The following is a 17,894-nucleotide window of genomic DNA, read 5'->3' on the forward strand; positions in this document are numbered from 1 at the left end:
TGACACCTTTTATACATTTAAAACAAACTCTAATTTAAAGCAAACTCTTCATTCAAACCTTTGTATTTTTCATAGTCCTGCACCAACCTTCCAACAACTTTGGTTAAAGTTGAAATATCACCAACAAGTCCAATCGAATTAGGTTTAGTATCGTATTCTTTATAAAGTTTATTTAAGAAGTTATTTACGTATTGTTTCACATCTTCATTTATGTCAATTGTGTTCTCGCCAATCTCAGGAACGAAAAGTAACATCAAATCGTCTTTCTTTGCGTTGGATTGATTAGATTCTTGAATCATGGTCGCAACGGTTTTACTAATTCAGTTATTAATTTTTCGACCTGTTGTTCAGTTAAAATGATAACCGTTCTGTTTTTTGTAAGTTTTTTATTTGTTTTCATATTGTTCTTTAGCAATAAATATCATTAAATCTAGTTAGTACTTAAGTCATATTAATTATGTACGTTTACTTTCTTGTAATAAATTTAAAATAAATTTGTATCCTAATTCAAAACAACTAAAAAGCACAAAAATTTAGCCCCCATTTTGCTAACTATCTTTTCAAACAAATAAAAAAATAAATGAAAAAGTACTTTTACTCAAACGGTCAGGACAAAGAAGGTCCGTTTTCTATAGAAGAATTAAAGATTGAAGATATTAAACCTGATACTTTGATTTGGTATGAAGGATTAGACGATTGGACACCTGCAATTGATATTGAAGAAGTTAAATTAATTTTAGAACTCAATCCTCCCGATGTTTCAAGTACAGATGATATTATTGTTGAAATCAATAAAAATATTTTAGATAAGAAAAGCTCTAAAAGTACTTACACTGTTGGAATGAAAGTAGCTAGTCAAGGTTGGATTATTGCCGGATTTATATTTGCTTTCATGGGCGGTTATCTTGGGGCTATAATTGGATTTAATTACGCTTTTGGTGATTATAAAAAAGAAACAAAAAGACTAGGGTGGGTTATGGCAATTATTGGAATATTAAGTGCAGGTGTATGGAAAAGTTTAAAATAATACTTGTATTTTTTTTACTGAATTTAATATTGATTCCTAATTTCTGTTACAGTCAAAACTTTTCCGAATCAGATATTAAGAAACTTTCAATAAAGATAAATAGACAAATAAAAGGTGTTTATTTAGGAAATGGAATTAAAGGGCGTGGATGTATTTCATTTGGTCGTAAGCTAATATATCAATACGATGTACAAAACAATTGGCAACCATCCAGAAATATGAAAAATGAAATAATATCTAACTTTAAAAAATCAGGTAATGCAAAACCTTTTTTTCTTAATGGAATAGATATTGACTTTTACTACTATAAAGGAAATTCGATTTTAAAGGAAGTGAGTATTAAATCTGTTGAGTTATCAACGTATAATTTTCAACTTGGAGAATACTTAAATATTAAAAATCATCCAAAAGCAAAAGGAGTCAATTTAGAAATAAAAGCACCTCTTGGTTGGGAAGTGAAGGATGGGAATAGGCCTAATATAGTTAAAATGTTCGTTAATGACGGAAATTCATATTCGATTTCTATAAAGAATAATGTAACCTTCTATTCAAAAAAACAAATTAAGGAAATGTTTAAAGACGAAAAATTTCTTAAAGAGTTTGTACAAGAAGCAAGTAATTTTTTAAAAACCCCCAACATTTTAAATCAATCAATTGTAACGATTGATAATTATCCAGCGATTCAATTTAAGGTAAAAGGTAAAATGGAGATAACAGGAGTAAAATTATCAGTTATTATAAAGAGTTGGATGGTATTTTATGAAGATAAAATAGTTCTTTTTCAATCTATGGGGATTGATAATAATGAATTTATTGCTCTTGAACAGATTTATACACAGATTACAAATTCCATAATCTTTCCTGACCAATATAATTAAAAATGAGAAAATATTTCTATACAGATGGGGTAACTAAATTTGGTCCATTTTCAAAAGAAGAACTGAAGGAACAACAAATTTCTCGTAGCACAAAAATTTGGTACTTTGGAATAGAAAATTGGACTGAGTTGTCTCTTATAAGTGACCTTGATGACCTTACTTCAGTTATACCTCCAGATTTATCAAAACCAACCCCATTATTAAATAACAATATAAAATCTAATAAGTTTGATTTTAAAAAATCGATTAGTTCATTAGTAATAAATTTAAAAACACATCAGAAGAAAAAATGGTTGGTTGGTATATCAGTATCTATTATTTTATCTTTAATTATTTTAGGGATGTTTCGTAAACAATCAGAAGAAAAACTTTATGAAGATATTGCTGCTAATTCATACCTTACAGATGAAAAATTTGAAATTTATATTGATAAATTTTATCGTGACTTGGAATTCTATGGAATTTATCCTAAAAAACCCAGTACCATTATAATCAAATTTTCAAAATTAGACCAATTAGATAATACAACCCATATTCATGCTATATCATTTGGAAGAAACGATGACGATAGAATTGAGATATACATAAACCCGTCATCTTGGAAGCAATTTACTAAATCCATGAGATATTACTTAATGTACCATGAACTTTCACATGATATTTTAAATGTTGATGATTTAGATAGAAAAACATCGAATGAAGGAAGACTTATGTATCCTGAAATTTCAAGTTACGAAAGAAAAAACATGGATGATTTTATAGAAAGTTATCATACTTTATTTGAAGAAGAATCATCAAAATGGAAACAATAAGTTTTTCTAAAATTAATAAATAATGAAAGTTATAATCAAATTTTTTTGTTTTTTATTTCTGTTTCAAAACATGAATTCACAAAACAATAAATTCAAAAAATCGTTAAAAGAAGAATCATTATCTCAAAAAAAGGAATTTATAGAATTCTACGATACAATAAATAAAATTTACTCAAACTACAAGTATAATATTGGGTTTAAAATTCCAAAAAAATGGTCAGTCGATAAAGGATTTGGCGAACATACAATCCTAAGAACATATGATGCGGATAGTTCAAATTCGTTTACTATTAATGTAATTGAAACAAAATATGATGTCGAAAAGGATTTTTGGAAAACTTATGATAAGAATAAAGATGAATTTGAAAATAAGTATTTAAAAATTTTAGAGAGTCAATTAAATACCAAAATTAAAAATTACTCAGTAGAGAAATCTTTTATTAAAAACTTTCATTCCCTTAAAAGAAAATTTGAATTTACCAGAAAAGAGCAAGACTTTGAATACGAAATAGTAATTGTTATTCAACAAGTAGTTAAGAACCATTTAACATATACATTTAGCCTTAGCATTCCAAAAATGTTTTATGATAGTAATCCAAATCATTATGAAAAAATATTTTACAATTTGCATTTTCTCATTGATAAAAAGAAATTAGACAGTTTAATTAAACCAAAATAAGTTTTTATGAATCATCCTGATATAGTAGTTTATAATTCAAATTTCACATTAGTCTTTTTCAATAAAGAAGTTGAAAAATTCAAATTTGAAATACAAAAAGAAAACAAATCCGACAACTTGATTTATGAAATTATTAGAAATGAAAATAGTAAAGTTTTTGAAAATCAATCAACATCCCACATTGGTGATTTTTTAGTATATTCGATTCTTGAGAATGGGAAAATAATTGGGTTTTTAAATTGTTTTAAAAATGATAAAAATACTTATTTCAATTTGTTTACATCTCCAATATAAATAAAATTAGTACTGTTGTTGAAGTAAAATAAATAATACATTAAAAAGTAAAACAGAATTGAAGTTATGAATAATAAAACGGGTTATATTTTAGGATTGGTAAGCACTTTAGTTTATACACTAATAAATCATGGAGATAGTAATAAATTAATAGATTTTATTGCCTCATTTGTAGGAGCGTTGATTATACCATTGATAATTACGTACGTAATTTCCCTACTGTTTAAAAATATAGAATTAGGAAAGATTTTTGGAATAACATCAATTGTTATTCATATTATAGCTACTATAGGTAAATTAAATTCATGAGAATTAATTGAGGTTCTAATGGAATTACAGTTAAATTTAATATTTTAGTTACGTTTGGATTAATCTACTTCAAAGTCAAACAATCTGACGAGGCAACAGGACTTTGTGAAGTGTTTTAATAAAAATTAGAAATACGAATTTTAGATTTCACAAATGAAGAATAATTTTTTATTTTAAAAATAAATTAAAAATGAAACCGAATTACAATAAAAAAGGGTTACAATTAATTGCAATTGCATTTATAATTTCAATAATAATCAATTCAATAGTTGAGAATGATTATTCTATTACTACGATATTTTTCACAATGGGAGTTTTTTTCCCGTATTTGATTATCCTCTTGGGGAGTTTTTTATATTATTATATTAAAAACAGAGAGATTTTTATTTTCTCAGATTATAGAGTGATTTATGGAATAGCTTTATTTGAATTTTTTATTTTATATGGAAAATCTAATTGAATATTTTTATTTTAAAGTTGAATACACCATTTATTTTATGATTTTTAGAAAGTAATAATAAAGGCATAATAATATCGAAAATAAAACAGATATTATTCAAATGAATAAAAATAAAAATTGATATTAAAAAGAATAAAATAAACATGAAAAAAACGCTTTTATTATTATTGTTTGCTTTGATTACAAGTTGTGGACAAAACGAAACAGAAGAGGAAGTTAAAATCGGAAATCAAATTTGGACAAATAAAAACCTTGATGTTGATAAATTTAACAATGGAGACAAAATTCCTGAGGCAAAAACTAATAAAGAATGGAATTTGGCAAGTATAAATAAGACTCCAGCTTGGAGCTACTTTGATAACGATAAAAAAAAATGGGGTAAATTTGGTAAACTTTATAATTGGTATGCTATAACTGATCCAAGAGGAATTGCCCCAAGAGGATGGCATATCCCAAGCAAATCAGAATGGGTTGTTTTGTTGGATAATTTAGGAGGTGCAGAGGTTGCTGGAAAAAAAATGAAATCAATTTCAGGATGGGACTATTCAGGTAATGGAAATAATGAAAGTGAATTCAATGGTTTGCCAGGAGGTTTTAGATTTGACAATGGTGATTTTGGCAATATTGAAAGTTTAGGTAATTTCTGGTCTACAACTAGATATTTAAAATCTATGGTGGAAGTATTAAATTTAGATAATGGATCTACAGAAGCAACTTTTTTTCTTCCTGAAAAGGGTTTTGGGATGTCAGTTCGTTGTTTAAAAGATTAAACTTTCCATAACTTTGGACTAAGTTTAAAATTAAAGAAAGGTGGCAATTGCCACCTTTCTTTAATTTAATAGTAAATCTATTTTGAATACAAACACCTAATTTATTTTTTACTTCTTGACTTTACCACTAATTTTTAATAAATAGGTGTTCTCAATTAGGTTCTGTTCTTGAAGCATAACAACATTTTCAGCCAGTCTTTTAAACTGGGATTCAGTGATTATTAACTTCATGGATTTTCCATTGGAAGATTTTTTGTGTGCATTTTCTTTAACTTTCATAAAATATATTTACTAATAAATATTTTAAATTAAAGAAAAATTCAATTCACCATATTAATTGTTTTACTGGGTTAAAAAGAATATTGCCAGTTCAAATGGATCTCTGATATTAGCTTATATGAACATATCAAAGATTGATTTTATATTTTACACCTATGAGTTCATAATTGTTTGTGGTTTAATATTTCAATGTAGTCTCGGATTTGAAAATGATCCAACACAACCTACAACATCATTACCACAAAACTCTGAACCAATAGTAATTGAACCCAATTTCATAGAGAAGGATGAATGCCCAAAACAAATTAGAAAACACCCTACATTAAAAAAAGAATATATAGATTTATTCATTGAGGCTCTTCAATGGTGTGAAAAGAATATTAAGTTGGGAAAAGAGCGGAAGATTAGTCCATTGATTAACGTTAGTTTTAGCAGAAAAGGAGATCTATTAGGGTACTACGAACCCTCCACTAATAAAATAATGATTTATGTTTACAAACACGAAACCCTTCGAGATAACATTGAAACATTTATTCACGAATATGTTCATCATCTTCAACTACGCAATATAAATGATAATATTCGTTACGACCGTCTAACAAATAAAAAGGGGTACTATTACAATGATTATGAAATTGAAGCTAGAGAATTATCAAATTATTATTTAAATGATTGTTGTAATTTTTTGAATATTAAATGATCTGCTTCACATTATCATCCTATTATTTTGAAGTAAGTTAATTTTAAATTAACTAATTTTAATTTCTTTGATTCTCAAATCTTCTTTGTTCTTTCGTTCTATAAAAATTTTATTTTTTGATTTCAAAACTCCTCTGATTTTATCTTCAATTTGATATAAAGAAGCACGTAGTTTTTTCTTTCTGCTATCATAACTCAAGTGAGATTCAAAAACGTCCATTAGTTCAGGAAATGGTATGAAATTTGGGTGTCTTTCAAATATTAAATTGAAAATTTGAGATTCCTCTTCGTTTAAAATTGAATCAATCTGTTTTCTTTTTGAACCAATTTTTTGAAAAGTGTTTTTCTTTCTAAAAATTAAAAACATAACCACAACCACCAGTAATACTATTCCAACCAAATAGTAGATCCCTGAATAATTATCCTCTGAATACAGACTTTCTGAGCGTGTGGGAAGTCCAATAAAGTCTTGTGTGGGGATGAACACTAATTTATTCTCTAAGTTAGGTTTATTCAATATAAAGTAAAATCCTTTTTGGGATGGATTGTAAGTGATTAGATAACGATCTCCTTCTTTTTTATTCGATTTAAGTAAGTCATCATTGGCGTTGTCGTAAAACTCAACTTTATTGTTTTTAATATCAACTGTAAAGACATTCTCAGTAGTGAGGACTAATGTTTTACCATTGAAATCGTATATTAGGTGGTAGGTGTCATCCTTCATATAAGGAAGACCCTCTCCTAACTTTTTCCACGTTCTTTTAGTCAAATCAAATACCCAATAATCATTGATTATTTGGGACTGCCTGTTTCCGTTCTTAATCTCTGTATTATATCCAAACCCTGAACCTATATATAATTGGTCTCCCTCCAATTGAGCAAACATTTTCTTTCTTCCCGTTGGATTTTTAGAGAGAGGAGTTTCAACTTGAACCAATTCGGTTTCTTTTTTTGACTCATTAAAATACGTAATGATATTTTTAAAGGTGAATAAACCATAACCTCCAAAATTGTGAACGGCTCCTCTATATAAAAATGGAAAACTTTGATATTGGGTGTAAAATTCAAAAGAATCGTCTACTCTATTAAAATTAGTTCCATCAAATTTATAAATGACACCTCCTGAATTGTGCATTAAGTAGCCGTTGGTTTTGTCTTGAAAGAATACCAAATCGTTGATGGATAAATGGTGTTCATGACCTTTCCATCCTGTCTTTTTTGAATTACTATAAATAGAATCTCCTGAAATTACGTACGATTGATCTTTAAATGTAAAGAGAAAAGCACCATCCTTTATTTGAGGCAAACGGTTTTGTGCCGTAAATACAAAGGATGATAAAAGAAGTAATACAAGGAAAAACTTAGACATACAAGTAGGTGTGATAATTAAAGTAAAAGTAAGTTAATTTTTAAACAACAGATTGGGGATAGATTAGGGATTTCTATAAATTATTAATCATTAAAAATGCAGTCGTATAAATTTGTCGATAATAATTAAACACATCTGAGAATAAATATGGAGACCAGAAACCATCCAAACGGGGAGTTATTTGAAAATCCTTAAGAGTAGAATTTAATTTTAAAAATATGAAAAACAAAATTTACAAAATAATATCAATAATTACAGTTTTTGCTTTAGTTACAGGTTGCAGCCCCAATTCGGATTCTCCGAGTACTTCCAATACAGATTATTTAGAAATTACAATTGATGGAAAATCATATAAACAAGATATATTTTATGGTGGCACAGGTTTAAGTGGGCAATCAGGGTGTGTTAATAAACCCCACTTTTTACAATTCTTAGGTCAAATTGAAAACTCAGCATTTTCCTTTGATAGTAATATTTTACACTTAGAAAATGATGTTGATTTTAAAAATTCAGTTGTTGGAGCTTATGCTACAAAACAAGAGAATATCACGAATTCTTCAGCCTGTAATTTAGATCTTGTAATTTCCTTTGAAGATAAAACCCAATCTGTTAAAACAACACAACTTATTACTGGTGGAAAAAACACAATTACAAGCATTAAAAAAGGAAAGTCAACTGATACTGAATATGAGTACATAATAATCGGAAATTTTTCTGCAAGTTTTAAAAACAGAGCAAACGTAATAATACCTGTAAGCGGAAAATATCAAATTACAATTGTAGTGTACAAATAATCAAACTATAATCCTTTAATTATGAAAAATATAAACCTGTTAATTACGATTATACTTTTGAACGTATTGTTTTCTTGTTCTAAAGAAGATTCTACCAACCCAGTAAGTCCAATTCCATCAAACCCAACTAATTCAACCGTTGTAGATAAAACAACTAAATATTATGATGACCAATCCGTAATATTATCAAAACCGTTTAATTCTTCCAGAGTATATTCAGAGCCAGTCAAAATAATTAAGATTAACGGAAAATACCAATTAATTGCTTCTTATGCAGAATTATTCGGTACGACCTATGATTACCTTAGGTCCTTTGAAGTAGACTCTACAAGTGGTAAGTTGACTGAGAATACCCTTTCATTATTGGGAGAGTATAAGGAAGTTGGATTTACCAAAAGTCCCATAATTTATGAAGATTTAAATTCAGACGGCATCAAAGATTTGTTTGTTATCGATCACGGTAAAGAGTCTCCTGAACTAATGGTAAATGGACTATTCCCGGGATACGTAAATCATTTATTCTACGGTAAATCAGACAGTAAATTTTCTAATAAAATGATACCGTATTTAACAGACTTAAAAAGATTTCATCATAGTGCTTCAGTCGGAGATATTGATACAGATGGGGATAATGATTTAGTATTGCAATCCTTCGGTTCAGAAGAAATGATTATTTTCAAAAATAATAATGGTCTTTCAAAAGACATAGTTTATAATCCAAATAATTCTACAGGTTCTGTACTTATAGTTGATGTTGATGGAGATAATGTTAAAGATTTAATTTCAGCACCCTATATTGATAGAAGTTCAATACCAAGTTCAACAGTTCTAAAAATTAATTTTTCAGGAGCAACAATTAATAGTACAAAAGTATCTCCCATTACTCCCTTTGGTAATAGTTATGGATGCTTTAAAATGGAGGCTATTAAAAATTTAAAATCCCCAACTAAAAAGAGCCTTTTATATTTTGTAGAAGGAGGAATTGGTGATCAAAAAATATTTAAAAGTTCTGATGATGACTTTTCAAAGATTATAGATTTAAGTACCGTTCAAACCACTTTTAAATCCAATGGAATCAGAGACTGTCTTATTTTAGATATAAACTTTGACGGATTTGATGATGTTTTTTTTATTGTTAACGCTGGAGAAAATTTAAATCAAAGAATATGGATAAATAAAGGTGACAATACTTTTGAGAATCCTTCATTCGAAATTAATACTTCTTTAAAAGATTTATTTATTCCTCTTTCAAGTGATAAAAATAAAGGGAGAATGAAATTTCTTTATTATAACAATTCTACAAGTTCTCCATCTTCAAAAATAATAGATGTTTACACCAAAAAATAATTATAATAGAACGTTCCGAATGTCTTCATAATTCAAAAAAATCTCAAAAAATTTTTCAATTGAAATTTTAATGAAAAGTCCATTTTCAGAAAAAAATACTGGCGCTTTTTTTTAAGGGATTGTTACCACTTTATTGAATAAAGGTTTTTACTATATAAGGGGGGAAACCCCCACCTCCATCCGGCAGGACTCCCTCCATCTCAGTTGAGTCAGGTCCGATCATTGTGGTTTTCATTACTGGGATTCAACCAATCAATACCTGAAGGTGAGTCGGACCCATGTTAATACGGGATAATAATAACTGGGATGTTGCCGGAAGAATCAGATCTGATCGACATGAAGGAGGGAGTTATTACTGGGGTCTAATCCTATTTTAGAAGATGTTGGTCTGATCCATGTTCATACAGTATTTTAATACTGGGATTATTTAATTATTTATAATCCCAGTTAGATTAAATCCGAAGACTGTCATAAACAGACATTACCTCACGCTCACGAATTCCCAAATAATTCTTAGTTATAGATATACTACTATGACCGAACAACTCCATTAGCAGAACCACTGATTCATTGGAGAAATTATTTAACTTCAATACACGATTACCTAATGTTTTTCTAAATAAATGGGAACTTATGTTCCCCTCACACTCAACACCATATTGTTTGAATATGATTTTCAGATTTACATTAACCCATGATTTATCAATAGGTTTTGTTCCATATCGATTTACAAAGATGTACTGCTCATTATCAATGACACTCATTTGGATTTTGATTCTTGAAATGATGTTCTTCAAATCAGGGTTGATTTTGATTTTTCGGGTCTTCTTAGTTTTTTGTTCTACCACTACTAGAAATTCATTTTCTTCAAATTGGGAAAATCGTAGTTGAAGTAAATCGGAGATTCTTAGTCCTGTAAAAACACCAGTAGTAATTAAAAGACAATACTTGTAATTCTTGTCACGTTCCAATTTTGAGATTAAAGATTTGAACACATCCCAGTCAAGAGATGTGGTTGTAGTTTTTTGACCTTTCAATGACATATCGTTTTGGATTAAGATTATTGGGCTAACATACCGCAAGAACTTATACTTTGCTGCATTTTAGTAGCTAAGAAAAAGCTAAAATTTCATCCTACTAAACCAATATCGTTGCATCCCCTATTGCCACTATGATTGCTCAATTTTGGGTGCTTTGACTTTACTAATAAAGTATAAGCAAAGTTGATTTTTGTATTACAATTGAAAATTAAATTCAGAAAAGAGGTTGTGATTCACGAAAGGGTCAATTTCCCACCAGTAATATTACACCCCTACCATGGCGCAGATCGGCAATAAAATTTCAGGTAGAAGTGGTGCAATCATAAATTTTAGAAAAAGTACAGGTAAAAGAAATTCCAATTCGAGATAGTCGTCTCTTACGACAAAAACGTACCAAAACCTACCGCTATTTTACGACAAAAAGAGCAGTGGTTAAAATATAAATTCATCACTTATTCGTAGAGGGAAATTTGAGTACAAATCCACTTTTGAGTTAGTTCTAAGAGTCCTAGCCCGACCAACAGCTTGAATTAAGTCAGATTGGATTAACGACAATTGAACCATCCTTAAATCTTCATTATCAAAACAATTGAATTTGAATTTAAACCCATTATACTCAATTCTCTGAAAACTCATAGTAGTTTGAGTTGTTTTAAATTCAATTCCCAGTACCATAGAAGTTAGAAAGTATTCAATATTGTTTCTGTGAGGAGTTCCAACTACTGCTATATCTTTACCTTTTAGAGTATCATAACCCGAACAATTTCCAAAGTACATTTCCTTTACTGTATTCTTAAATTGGTTAGAAAACGTTTTAAAGGTGATGACAGGTTTTTCTCCAACTTCATCACTGATAAGGGAACTATACCTGTTTAATGAATTTCTTGAACACGACCTTTTAGTAAATTGTATTACAGACCCCATCTGTTTTACATCTCCAATATCAATCACTTCAATTCGGTTGGGATAGAGTTTCTTGTAGATTTCAATTGGAATAGTAGCTGACATAATGATGATTTTTTTGTCTTTAGGAAGGTCTCTTTTTACCACGTAATGAATAAGGTCAGGATCTGAACCGTCTTTAAGAAAAAAAGAGCTGTTTAGAAAATCAAAAACATTGGATTGTATTGAAGTCTCTGAAACTGCTTCTACTAAAGAATCTATGTCGATTAAAAATGTAGGGGTCTTTTTGATTTCCAAAGGATTTGATTCGGATAGGGACTGAATGATTCTTGATAAGGGTTCATTCAGTTTCTTAGAGGTCAAACTTAATTTGAATAAGTCAGAAACAAACATATTTTTAATATCAATGAGTGAACTTATTGGATCTTCGTCAAATATGATTGTCTCCAAAGGGAAATGACCGTGTAGAACTCGTTTGTGTGTGGTTAGAACACTAAGTGGAGAAGAATAACACAATTGAACCTGTTCGATATATTGTGAAGCTCGAAGTATATCCTCTGAAGAGTACTCATTGGAATTGCGAGAATTGATAATGTAATTAAGAATCTCCATGGATTTATGAGGTAGTCCAATGGAGTAGTAGTACTGTAATTTTAGATTAATGGAATTGTTATCAAACACTAATGGGTCAGGAGTTTTTATATATTCCATTTCCATTCGATTACCCACTTCATTTTTTAAATCGTTGGTAGGTAATGCGATGGTTGCCAAAGTTGATGTTAATGATTGTGTTTTTCCAATTGCTGTAGGTAGAGAGAATAAATATATTTTTCCAACTTCACCTTCTTCAATTACCCTTTGATAGTTTTCTTGTAGAATTTCTTCTGCTTGAGATAGTTCAATTCGATTAATGGGTTCAATGACCTTTACAAATCCTCTAATGTCTTTTGTAGCAGATACCAAATCATACAGGTCATCATCCTGCTCGAAAGGGGAGAATTGGTGTATTGGAATTGGGGGATAGTTTACCTTACTTATATAAGGTATGATATTGAAATTGTTTTGGGTGTATTGGGTTGTTCCATTCTTATTATAGTAATTCATAGTATCTTTCATTAACTTTTTACCACCTTTAATATAATGTAGGTTGGTAGCCAACCCAAATAGTTCATCGTGGTAAAACCATTGACCATTTAGAAATTGATCCAATACCTTTACTTTTGTTCGTGCTACATTAATATCAAGGAAAGTCATATCACCCCCTTTTGTAGTTGTAGGGGTTGTAGTAGAAATTGGTTGAAAACAGCTACTTCTATAGTTATTATATAGAAAAGTACGTTTTTCGCCAGAACCGGTATTATTTTGAATAAAGTTGATACTGGGGATTTTTCTTAATCTGCCTCCATCCTTGGTAATTAGTTCAATACTCAGTAGGTGGAACAACCTCTCCGTTGAAATCGGGTTGGTATTGGTGACAACTGATTGTTTACCTCCAAGGAAGAACCTAGCAGGATTTTTACATTTTTTATCCGCTTGAGGAAAAATTGATAACAACCCCTCGGTGATTAAATTATGGATTCTTACATCGGAAACAGGAGTGTCCAAGAACAGTACCACTCGAAATTTTCTTAGAGACTCAGAATCCGATAGAGTATTATACCAAAGTTGTGGTACTATATTATAGGTATTGAAAATTTCATATACCTCTTCAATGGTTATGTCCCCATTATCAAAGTCTAAAGCGAAGATGGATTGACTGTTCCAATTTTCATTATTGACGTTCCCAGTAAATAGACTACCAGTCCAAGTGTAGGAATAAGGTTCTGCTACAAATGTTGCCAGTTCGTTTATGGTAAGTCCTGTTACCATATTCATACGATTAGTGATTCCCCCAAATTCTTTTTTAGGTGGTTTTGACCGCTGTGTTTTCGGGTCAATGGTTAGTTGGTATTTTATTGTATTACTCATGTTAAAATGGTAAATAAAATAATTGAGAAAGAGAAGTACAACTTCCAAAAAAAACCTTTTTTTTCAGAAAGGTGTCAATTGACCCATTTCTAAACAGTTTTACATTATTTATAAATAACTGAAAATCAATCAACTAAAAATTTTATAAAAAAATATTGAAAAAAAGTTGGTAATTTATTTTACCAACCAAAAAATAGTATTTACATTTGTACCGTAGAAATGAAATAAAAATACAATATGAATATAGACTTGACATATCAGAATCTTAAAAACACTACTCTTGAAGGTAGTAAGTTTATTACTGCGGTTCCATTATCTACTTTGGAAGGAGTACCTGATGATCAGGTGATAAAAATGTTGAGATCTGTTGATCAGGGTGCAATTAATATAATGACAGAGGTAAATAATAATATCGATTTAGAAAAAGAGCGACTATTAAATGAGTTTACCGAGTTTTATCACTCAGGTTCTTTTTTGAGTAAGTTAGCTAAGGAGGGCTACACTATTGAGAAAATTCAAAATCTGATTTTCGAGAAGAATTTGAGATTACAACGGCTACAACTTGTTTATGATCTTGATTTCAATAGTACAGAATCTATCAAAAAAAGCAGTGGTGTGAAATATGACATGGTAAAAATAAACTGGATAGATGATCAAGGAAAAAGAGTTAGAAAAATATCAAAGACGTATGGGAAATCAGGTAATTCGGGTTTGAAATTTTCAATCCCAAAATTTTTTGAAGATCATTTCGAAGGATACTCCAATCCAATATTAGATTACCGTATTAATAAAAGTAAGGTTGTGGCTGATTTGAAAGCAACATTAAATGGTGAAGATTGGGTAATAGAGTTTGTAGCTACTAAGAAAAGTGATTTTATAGAAAATGCGGTTCGACTCGAAATGTGGAAGATGTATAAAGAAACCTATGGATTGTAAAAAACTGGGGTATAAGCACCCCCATTTTTTTACAAAAATAACGGTTGGTAAATATATTTACCGACTTTTGCAAGAATTAATTTTAAATATATATAAACAATGGAAAATTTTAATTTTCAAAAAGGAAGTCCAATTATCAATAGTGATAATAAAATTAGTAGAAATGACCTCTGCTTTTGTGGTAGCGGTTTAAAACACAAAAAGTGTTGTATGGTAAAAAAAGCAGTGGAATCTGTAAAAATGGAAGTCGAATCCCAAAAAAGAATTTCAATTCCAAAGTCATTAAAAGCGGAAATTGAAAGTGTAGAAAAATTGAAAGCGGTTTTGAAAAAATTTAATGACGACCAACAATTTATGGAGCAGTTCTTTTATCCTATTTGGAATTCACATGGTAATAGGCACATGGCGAATTTCGAGCAAGTTTGGGAGTTTACATCCAAATTGAAGGTAAAACCAACTTACGCAATTTGGACATTAGAAAACAAAGGCGAATTGGTACCACTTTTCAGATGTATGACTGTCGAGGAATATGACCAAATGTGTAGAACCAATTTAATTGTGTCACCATCATGGACAGATCAATATAATTTGGTAACACATTTTAAAAATCATCAAATTCAAACAGGAGTTACAGAAAAGAATTTGATAGTTATGAGTTTGTTTAATGTAGAGGATGTCCTTTCTAATTTTGAATTAGAGGGAGAACACTTTCTTAAAAGAGGAACAGTTCCCATGGCTACAGAATTGATTTTTGATTGGACTGTTCAAGATGTTGAACAAACCTATGGTCATCCAATGGAAAAACTTTACATAACTCATGAGCAGAACAATAACGGATTTTCCGATAGTATTGATACTCTAATAAGCAATGGTCTTGAATTAGAAAATTGGTATAAAGTTGGCGAAGTTTGGTATTCATCCAACGGCACCGATAAAAAATATGATGGGTATTTCAAAATAAGCGAAATCATTTCAGAATGGGAAACTCAATTTTGTCAATTTAATGGAGTAGCATAAAAAAGAATGAAATATAAATTAGTAATTAAAATTGAGTAAGCATGGTAAACAATAACCTTGTCGGCAACCTGACTAAAAAGCCTATGATTATCGCGGTGGATAATCTAGAAGAACACCCTTATCACAGGGAAATGTATGACCCAATTCAAGAGGGGTATTTTGAGGAATCAATTAAACGAACCAACGGGAAACCTGTTCACTCACCAGTTGTTGTTCCTCCTGACAAGGAAGGGGGTTGCTTCCGACTTGTTGGTGGAGCAGGTAAAGCAGACGAAATGATCCGAAACGGAGCCAAAGAGATTGAGGTAATTTACATTGAAATGGAAGACGAGAATCAGATTAGGAACTTGATCGTTGACCTCAATAAACAAAGAGTTAAAAAAGGTCGAGAGGAACGAAATGAGTTTATTCATCACGGCTTGAATTATCCACCCAAGAAAGGGATTAAAAATTACAATCGTTTGGAAATGATTTCTAAAGAAACAGGCTACCCAGAGGAGCGTGTGAAGAAACTACTTCGTTTGGAGACAGAACTTGGTGGGACAATACATGATTCGGTTGTTACTAAAGTTTTTGGTGGTGAATTGTCACTTCTTCAAGGATTGAAATTTTGTGGGCTACTAAGAAATGAAACAACTCAATCAATTACACCTGAAATTGTGGAGAAGCTAATCGATTATGGCTGTGATTTCGAGAGAGTAATCGACTTGGGAGATAAAATGGATTTGACCAACAACTCTGAATTTGAGATAGCTGTTCCGTTTCTAAAAAACGAGATCACGGTTGAGGACATTTCCGACACCATTAAACAATTGGATAAGACCAAAGGGGTAATCAATTTGTATGAGAATGGAAAAACACCCATTAAGGAACTCAATAAGGAGTACATTTCTGAGAATTCCATCATTATCAATGGTGATTCAGGAACGGTTGACCTAAGATCATTGGTACACAAAATGGCTCGAATGGTAGTGGGTTCATGTGAGTATGGTTATGGCACAAAACGAAAGCCAAGACCTTGGGAGATTAATCATGAGGAATTATCTAATATGTCTGCTCAAGAGTTTGCTCAGTACGTAGCAATGATTTATTTCAGGTACTTACCTTATTTGACTAAGGATGGTTCAATTTATCTTATTGTGTATGACTACAAAGTGGAGGGTAATAAACAGTATTCTTGTTTTACAGAGCATCTCGTAATTGAGATGATGAAATTAGGTATGTTCCTTGTTGGCAGAAAGCTGTGGGTTAAAACCAATCCACTTAGAAGACAATACTCTTATAAAGATTCAGTTGAGGGGTATGAGTTCATATATAGATTCTCAGCTAATCCTGACGACTGTTATACGAATCCATATATGTTAATGAAAGAAGAAGCTGAAACGGTTTTTAAACTTACTGAGGGTTGTACGAATCACTCCAACAATCCTGAGTCTAATCGTGGAGGGAAATACATTCAGTCAAATGCTAAAAAGATACTCAATACCTTGGATGAAAATTATTGTGAGCAAATTATTAGGGGTAACACTGGAAACCCCGGGGATTATTTCAGAGCGGTAGAGGAAGTGAAGCACAGTTCAACCTCTCCAATTTATCTTACTTCTACATTAATACTAGAAGGTTCCGCTCCTGGAGATACGATAATTGATATTTGGAATGGTGTTGGTAATTCAATGATTTCTTCACTTCTTCTCGGAAGAAAATACGTTGGGATTGAAATCGAAGAGAACTACTATAACCAAACCATCAAAAAAGTTATCGAGACAGAAAAACTAATTAAGGAGAACGGAATAATGGAACAATTAAACGAACTCCAAGAATCAAGAAAAGCGGCATAAACAAGCGGTAAAGGGTTCATTAACCCAAATTTATTTAAAAATTAAAAATTAAAAAAAATGAAGTACAATTATTTTTCGGACAAAAGTGTCCTTGAACTTAGAGAGATGTTTTCAAATGTGAATTTTTTGGAAGCCAAATTTGACAGATCCGTAATGGGAATTGACTTAGCGACGAATCGAGTGATTTACCACGAATGGGATATGATCAATATCCTTATGGAGGAATTGGACGAGGATTGTCAGGAGTTGGACCCTGACTCAGATCAATGGTGTGATTTTTATGATCAATGTATGGAATCGGTCTACATGATTGAATCTGAAAACGAGTGCATCCACAGTGGAGTCTCAAACCTAATAATATGCAGGGACTCAGACCAACTTTGTAATTATTCGTTTATACGACCTAGAGTGAATTAGTCACAACTATTTCGTAAGACCGACTTGTCATCTACAGCAACGTTGGTAACTACTCTGT

At 30.6% G+C, this 17,894-nt stretch carries 17 protein-coding genes; 12 read left to right on the plus strand and 5 right to left on the minus strand.

The features are described from left to right. Nucleotides 1-29: 29 nt before the first annotated feature. Nucleotides 30-299 (minus strand): hypothetical protein, encoded by a 270-nt coding sequence (locus tag Q0L65_RS10775; RefSeq protein ID WP_296686196.1) that lies wholly within the window; start codon nucleotides 297-299, stop codon nucleotides 30-32. Nucleotides 300-580: 281 nt separating this feature from the next. Between Q0L65_RS10775 and Q0L65_RS10780 the strand changes: the two genes are divergently transcribed. The 5 genes from Q0L65_RS10780 to Q0L65_RS10800 all read left to right on the plus strand — a co-directional run bounded on the left by Q0L65_RS10780 (nucleotide 581) and on the right by Q0L65_RS10800 (nucleotide 5,229). Further along, entirely contained in the window at nucleotides 581-1,027 is a 447-nt protein-coding gene (locus Q0L65_RS10780; protein WP_296686198.1) for a DUF4339 domain-containing protein, read from the plus strand. Continuing rightward, on the plus strand, nucleotides 1,009-1,905 hold the full coding sequence (locus tag Q0L65_RS10785) for a hypothetical protein (protein ID WP_296686200.1): 897 nt from the start codon (nucleotides 1,009-1,011) through the stop codon (nucleotides 1,903-1,905). Before Q0L65_RS10780 ends, Q0L65_RS10785 begins: the two co-directional genes overlap by 19 nt. A gap of 2 nt (nucleotides 1,906-1,907) precedes the next feature. Continuing rightward, complete coding sequence (locus tag Q0L65_RS10790; RefSeq protein ID WP_296686202.1) at nucleotides 1,908-2,717, plus strand: DUF4339 domain-containing protein; 810 nt, start codon at nucleotides 1,908-1,910, stop codon at nucleotides 2,715-2,717. Nucleotides 2,718-2,787: 70 nt separating this feature from the next. After that, nucleotides 2,788-3,396, plus strand: coding sequence for a hypothetical protein (locus tag Q0L65_RS10795; RefSeq protein ID WP_296686203.1), 609 nt, complete (start codon nucleotides 2,788-2,790; stop codon nucleotides 3,394-3,396). Nucleotides 3,397-4,602: 1,206 nt separating this feature from the next. Next, a complete protein-coding gene (locus Q0L65_RS10800; RefSeq protein WP_296686204.1) occupies nucleotides 4,603-5,229 on the plus strand; it encodes an FISUMP domain-containing protein in 627 nt (208 codons plus the stop codon). 108 nt (nucleotides 5,230-5,337) lie between these two features. Here Q0L65_RS10800 and Q0L65_RS10805 read toward each other — a convergent pair whose 3' ends face one another. Beyond that, entirely contained in the window at nucleotides 5,338-5,508 is a 171-nt protein-coding gene (locus Q0L65_RS10805) for a hypothetical protein (protein WP_296686206.1), read from the minus strand. A gap of 118 nt (nucleotides 5,509-5,626) precedes the next feature. On the opposite strand from Q0L65_RS10805, the gene Q0L65_RS10810 reads away from it, so the two are divergent. Then, on the plus strand, nucleotides 5,627-6,208 hold the full coding sequence (locus Q0L65_RS10810) for a hypothetical protein (protein WP_296686207.1): 582 nt from the start codon (nucleotides 5,627-5,629) through the stop codon (nucleotides 6,206-6,208). A gap of 48 nt (nucleotides 6,209-6,256) precedes the next feature. Here the strand turns inward: Q0L65_RS10810 and Q0L65_RS10815 are convergent, their stop codons facing one another. Continuing rightward, nucleotides 6,257-7,576: a kelch repeat-containing protein gene (locus Q0L65_RS10815; protein WP_296686209.1), complete on the minus strand. Its 1,320-nt coding sequence runs from the start codon at nucleotides 7,574-7,576 to the stop codon at nucleotides 6,257-6,259. Nucleotides 7,577-7,794: 218 nt separating this feature from the next. Here Q0L65_RS10815 and Q0L65_RS10820 point away from each other — a divergent pair, with 218 nt between their 5' ends. Then, the gene (locus tag Q0L65_RS10820) at nucleotides 7,795-8,370 is read left to right on the plus strand and encodes a hypothetical protein (RefSeq protein ID WP_296686212.1); all 576 of its coding nucleotides are present in this window, start codon (nucleotides 7,795-7,797) and stop codon (nucleotides 8,368-8,370) included. A gap of 21 nt (nucleotides 8,371-8,391) precedes the next feature. Next, nucleotides 8,392-9,717 (plus strand): VCBS repeat-containing protein, encoded by a 1,326-nt coding sequence (locus Q0L65_RS10825; RefSeq protein WP_296686214.1) that lies wholly within the window; start codon nucleotides 8,392-8,394, stop codon nucleotides 9,715-9,717. 452 nt (nucleotides 9,718-10,169) lie between these two features. Here the strand turns inward: Q0L65_RS10825 and Q0L65_RS10830 are convergent, their stop codons facing one another. Both Q0L65_RS10830 and Q0L65_RS10835 read right to left on the minus strand, forming a co-directional pair. Further along, nucleotides 10,170-10,760 carry a tyrosine-type recombinase/integrase gene (locus tag Q0L65_RS10830; protein ID WP_296686217.1) on the minus strand — a complete coding sequence of 197 codons (591 nt, stop codon included), beginning with the start codon at nucleotides 10,758-10,760 and terminating at the stop codon, nucleotides 10,170-10,172. 429 nt (nucleotides 10,761-11,189) lie between these two features. Further along, nucleotides 11,190-13,628: a hypothetical protein gene (locus Q0L65_RS10835; protein ID WP_296686219.1), complete on the minus strand. Its 2,439-nt coding sequence runs from the start codon at nucleotides 13,626-13,628 to the stop codon at nucleotides 11,190-11,192. 237 nt (nucleotides 13,629-13,865) lie between these two features. On the opposite strand from Q0L65_RS10835, the gene Q0L65_RS10840 reads away from it, so the two are divergent. The 4 genes from Q0L65_RS10840 to Q0L65_RS10855 all read left to right on the plus strand — a co-directional run bounded on the left by Q0L65_RS10840 (nucleotide 13,866) and on the right by Q0L65_RS10855 (nucleotide 17,836). Next, nucleotides 13,866-14,564 (plus strand): hypothetical protein, encoded by a 699-nt coding sequence (locus tag Q0L65_RS10840; protein WP_296686221.1) that lies wholly within the window; start codon nucleotides 13,866-13,868, stop codon nucleotides 14,562-14,564. 99 nt (nucleotides 14,565-14,663) lie between these two features. Continuing rightward, entirely contained in the window at nucleotides 14,664-15,581 is a 918-nt protein-coding gene (locus Q0L65_RS10845) for an SEC-C domain-containing protein (RefSeq protein WP_296686224.1), read from the plus strand. A gap of 41 nt (nucleotides 15,582-15,622) precedes the next feature. Next, the gene (locus Q0L65_RS10850; RefSeq protein WP_296686226.1) at nucleotides 15,623-17,419 is read left to right on the plus strand and encodes a DNA methyltransferase; all 1,797 of its coding nucleotides are present in this window, start codon (nucleotides 15,623-15,625) and stop codon (nucleotides 17,417-17,419) included. A gap of 57 nt (nucleotides 17,420-17,476) precedes the next feature. Then, a complete protein-coding gene (locus Q0L65_RS10855) occupies nucleotides 17,477-17,836 on the plus strand; it encodes a hypothetical protein (protein ID WP_296686229.1) in 360 nt (119 codons plus the stop codon). Nucleotides 17,837-17,894 lie beyond the last annotated feature (58 nt).

Origin of the sequence: Flavobacterium sp., assembly GCF_024642105.1 — a bacterium.
GTDB lineage: Bacteria > Bacteroidota > Bacteroidia > Flavobacteriales > Flavobacteriaceae > Flavobacterium.